Source organism: Acinetobacter sp. AB03, assembly GCF_058107045.1.
This window is the reverse complement of the sequence record NZ_JBUEBA010000002.1, coordinates 1,254,931-1,258,826: the sequence shown is the minus strand read 5'-3', so window position 1 is coordinate 1,258,826 and position 3,896 is coordinate 1,254,931. Positions and strand designations below refer to the sequence as shown.

Genomic DNA, 3,896 nt, shown 5'->3' with positions numbered 1-3,896 from the left:
TACTTTTTTGAATCCGTCAATGCGTAAGTCCTAAAAACTATAAGAACAACTTAAAATAAACCTAAAAACATTCCCCACAACAAGCCTAACGTCGCCACAATTTCCCCCACAACCAATGCCATCATTGCCATTAGCATAATTGATTTGGGTAAAGTCCATTTGCCTAAAACATGCGGACTACGGAACTGGTTATTGGTGTCTTGCAATAACCCATGCACAATATAGCTCAGTATAGAAAAGCTAAAAAAGAATAAATTGATTCCAACAAACAGCATATTCACAAGTTCAGGCCAGACTGAAATTGCGGCCATTAACGCAATAATTAAACTTGCAGGTGCATATAACAAACTGCTGCGGTGTGCGATATCAACATAATAGTGCGCGCGAAACTGCGGTGAATGGCGAATTTGCGCATATTTCCATACCCCTGTCAGCATCCCAACAAACAGAAAAATCCCACTAAATAAAAGTGCAAATTTTACCGACATATCTAATTCAACAAACTGCATGTGTTTTCCTTTTTTATTTTCACCCTATTCTATACAGATCTACTTGACTTCAAAGTCATAGATTAGACAAGTTTCTTTTTGGAACTTAGGTAGAGTAGAAAAAAATTCAATACTTAACCGATTATGCAAAATTACGAAACTTTAGCTATTACCTGCTCTGACCATTATTCACTCAGTGGACGCTTTTATGCAGCCCAAGGCATACAACAAGCCCTGCCTGTTTTAATCTGCCCTGCCACAGGTATTACTCAACAGTTTTACCACCATTTTGCTTCATGGCTTGCAGAACAAGGCTATGCCGTTTTGGTTTTTGACTTTCGCGGCATTGGTGAGTCTTTGCATGAACCACTTAAAAAGTCGAAAGCCAGCATCGTGCAATGGGGGCAATTGGATATCCCAGCAGCGATGGAGGTATTATTGAATAAGACCCAAGCGAAACAAGTGATCTTGCTCGGTCATAGTGCAGGTGGGCAACTATTAGGTATTAACCCAAACTATGAGAAAGTCGCAAAAGTCGTTGCCGTTGCTGGCTCAACCGGACACATAAAAGACTTGAAAGGTCGTACCAAACTTCTAGCTCCTGTGATGTTTAAACTGATCTTCCCTATTGCACGTTATACCTTAGGCTATGGGCCGACCAATGCCATTGGCATGGGCGAAAACCTACCCAAAAATGTGGCGCGTGATTGGGCACAGTTTTGCAGCAAACCTGGTTATGTAATCAACGCCTTAGGCAAAACAGTACAAGATGATTTCCACCGTGATATTCGCTGTCCAATCACAGCCATTTGGGCCTCGGATGATGAAATTGCCACGCAAGTGAATGTTAAAGGCTTACTCAGCCTTTACCCAAATGCACAGACAGATCAAATTGAACTCAAACCACAGGCATATGGCCACAAAGCCATTGGTCATATGGCAATGTTTAAGCGTTCTCATCAAAACTTATGGCCTGAAATTGCAGCACAGCTTTCATCTTAAGGCTGCATATATCTAGTAAAACCTATTGCCAGTTCAAGTAGCACTTGCTTGAAGTGGCTTTATTTTCACCGCAAAATTGCAGCTTTCAGATAAAAACCAACGCTATTGATAAATTTAATTTTATTAATCGATAAATAAATATTATATTTCCACCACGAATTTTTATTAAGTCATAGTTCATGTGATGTCTATCGCATGTGCTAGAGATGGATGAATCATGTCTGCACAACAGCAACCCCAACTTAAGCATGGGCTGAGCAACCGCCATATTCAGCTGATTGCTTTAGGCGGCTCTATTGGTACAGGTCTATTTTTAGGCATTTCACAAACCATTAAACTGGCTGGCCCTTCCGTTATTTTAGGCTACGCACTGGCGGGCTTAATTGCATTTTTCATGATGCGCCAGTTGGGTGAAATGGTGGTTGAAGAACCTGTTAGTGGCTCTTTTAGCTATTTTGCCTATAAGTTTTGGAGCCCTTTTGCGGGCTTTATGTCGGGCTGGAACTATTGGGTACTCAATGTCTTGGTCTGCATGGCGGAACTCAGTGCCATCGGCCTCTATGTCCAGTATTGGTGGCCTGAAATTCCCACATGGATCTCAGCGCTTGGTTTCTTTGTACTGATCAATGCCATCAACCTGCTGCATGTCAAAGTCTTTGGTGAAACAGAATTTTTATTCTCCATGATTAAAATTCTCGCGATCATTGGCATGATTGGATACGGCGCTTGGTTACTGGCAAGTGGTCACGGTGGTGCACATGCTTCTATTTCAAACCTCTGGGCTCTAGGCGGTTTCTTTCCCAATGGGATTTCTGGCTTAATCATGGCGATGGCCATCATTATGTTTTCCTTTGGCGGGATTGAACTCGTTGGTATTGCAGCTGCGGAAACTAAAAATCCAACCACAACTATTCCTAAAGCAGTCAATCAAATTGTCTATCGTGTGTTGCTGTTTTACGTGCTTACGATCATCGTTCTGCTCTCATTGTTTCCATGGAATCAAATCGCAGAAGGCGGTAGTCCTTTTGTCTTGATTTTTGACTCCTTAGGTAGTCAGGGCGTCGCAACTGTGCTGAATTTTGTGGTCTTAACCGCAGCTATATCGGTGTATAACGGTACTAGCTATGGCACGAGTCGTATGCTGCTAGGTCTGGCAGAACAAGGCAATGCTCCACAATTTTTAAAGAAAATTAACCAGCGTGGTATTCCTTATGCAGCCATTTTATGCTCTGCGTTGGTGACCTTACTGTGTGTCGTCTTGAATTATATCTTCCCAGAAAAAGCCTTTAAACTACTGATGAGTCTTGTAGTTTCAGCCATTGTGATTAACTGGATGATGTTGGCGTTGACCCATTTAAAATTCAAGCAACGTATGCTGGCATTGCAAAAATCAACTTTGTTTCCAACTTTGATTTACCCTATCAGCAACTATATCTGTATTGTATTTATGCTTGGTATTTTAGTGGTGATGTGGCTCACACCTGATATGCGAATTGCAGTGATGCTGATTCCACTTTGGATTGGCTGCCTAACGCTAACTTACTGGTTTAAACAAAGATCAAAAACGCAAAAAGTACAATAAATAAGTCAGCAAACAGCGCCGTTAAAAGGCACCCTTCCCTTTAAAGACGCTGTTTGCAAATCAAAGTCAATTTCCCAAATGACTTTGATTGAATCACTTTATTGTAGTCATGACTAATGCAGAGTGTTTCTCTTTTATTTGCTTATTTTGAGCATTTATTGAGAAATATTTTCACATAAAATAGTTTATAAAGAAAATTATACGCAGGAATACGTTATGAATGACGCTCACTACGTTTTAGATAAAATTGACCGTCGTATTTTGTCTGAACTTCGCCAAGATGGCCGTCTGACCGTTACCCAGTTGGCTGAGAAAGTTGGGCTGTCCTCTTCTCCTTGCTGGACACGTGTAAAACGCCTAGAAAATCTCAACATCATTGAAGGCTATACAGCAAAGATTAATTCAAAAGCTATTGGGATTAATGAGCTGTTTTTTATTGAAATTACGCTTGAGCGCCATGATGATGAAATCTTAGAGCAGTTTAGTGAAGCACTGGCTTACATGCCTGAAGTGGTTGAAGCCCATTTAGTAACTGGCGATTATGACTACTTACTCAAAGTTGCAGTGAAAAATGCAGAACACTATGAGCGCTTTTTGCGTAAAAACTTATACTCAATGAAAGGTGTACGTCATACACGCTCAATTTTTGCCTTACGCCCTTTGAAACTCGAAAATAAATCAGACCTCATTATGATTGAGTGATTGCTGCAAATATTGTGTAAATGTGGTTTAATACACGCAGTATGAGATGAGCCTCTTACAGTATGTACCTTAGATGTGCATACGACTAGCCCCTAACCATGGGGCTTTTTAATGTCTAAAAT

Annotated in this window: 4 protein-coding genes; 3 read left to right on the top strand and 1 reads right to left on the bottom strand. The window is 40.8% G+C overall.

Annotation, left to right across the window (positions count from 1 at the left end):
- Window positions 1-50: 50 nt before the first annotated feature.
- On the bottom strand, window positions 51-509 hold the full coding sequence (locus ACY3FQ_RS06455) for a hypothetical protein (protein WP_279043124.1): 459 nt from the start codon (window positions 507-509) through the stop codon (window positions 51-53).
- 123 nt (window positions 510-632) lie between these two features.
- On the opposite strand from ACY3FQ_RS06455, the gene ACY3FQ_RS06450 reads away from it, so the two are divergent.
- The 3 genes from ACY3FQ_RS06450 (at window position 633) to ACY3FQ_RS06440 (ending at window position 3,774) form a co-directional block, all read left to right on the top strand.
- Window positions 633-1,490 (top strand): alpha/beta fold hydrolase, encoded by an 858-nt coding sequence (locus tag ACY3FQ_RS06450; RefSeq protein WP_279043122.1) that lies wholly within the window; start codon window positions 633-635, stop codon window positions 1,488-1,490.
- A 217-nt stretch (window positions 1,491-1,707) separates the two neighbouring features.
- On the top strand, window positions 1,708-3,072 hold the full coding sequence (locus tag ACY3FQ_RS06445; protein WP_279043120.1) for an amino acid permease: 1,365 nt from the start codon (window positions 1,708-1,710) through the stop codon (window positions 3,070-3,072).
- A gap of 216 nt (window positions 3,073-3,288) precedes the next feature.
- Entirely contained in the window at window positions 3,289-3,774 is a 486-nt protein-coding gene (locus ACY3FQ_RS06440; protein WP_004696532.1) for an Lrp/AsnC family transcriptional regulator, read from the top strand.
- Window positions 3,775-3,896: the final 122 nt, after the last annotated feature.

Excerpts from the sequence above, each read along its gene's own strand:
- ACY3FQ_RS06445 (WP_279043120.1), top strand. The coding sequence starts at position 1,708 with ATGTCTGCACAACAGCAACCCCAACTTAAGCATGGGCTGAGCAACCGC.
- ACY3FQ_RS06455 (WP_279043124.1), bottom strand. The coding sequence starts at position 509 with ATGCAGTTTGTTGAATTAGATATGTCGGTAAAATTTGCACTTTTATTT.
- ACY3FQ_RS06450 (WP_279043122.1), top strand. The coding sequence starts at position 633 with ATGCAAAATTACGAAACTTTAGCTATTACCTGCTCTGACCATTATTCA.
- ACY3FQ_RS06440 (WP_004696532.1), top strand. The coding sequence starts at position 3,289 with ATGAATGACGCTCACTACGTTTTAGATAAAATTGACCGTCGTATTTTG.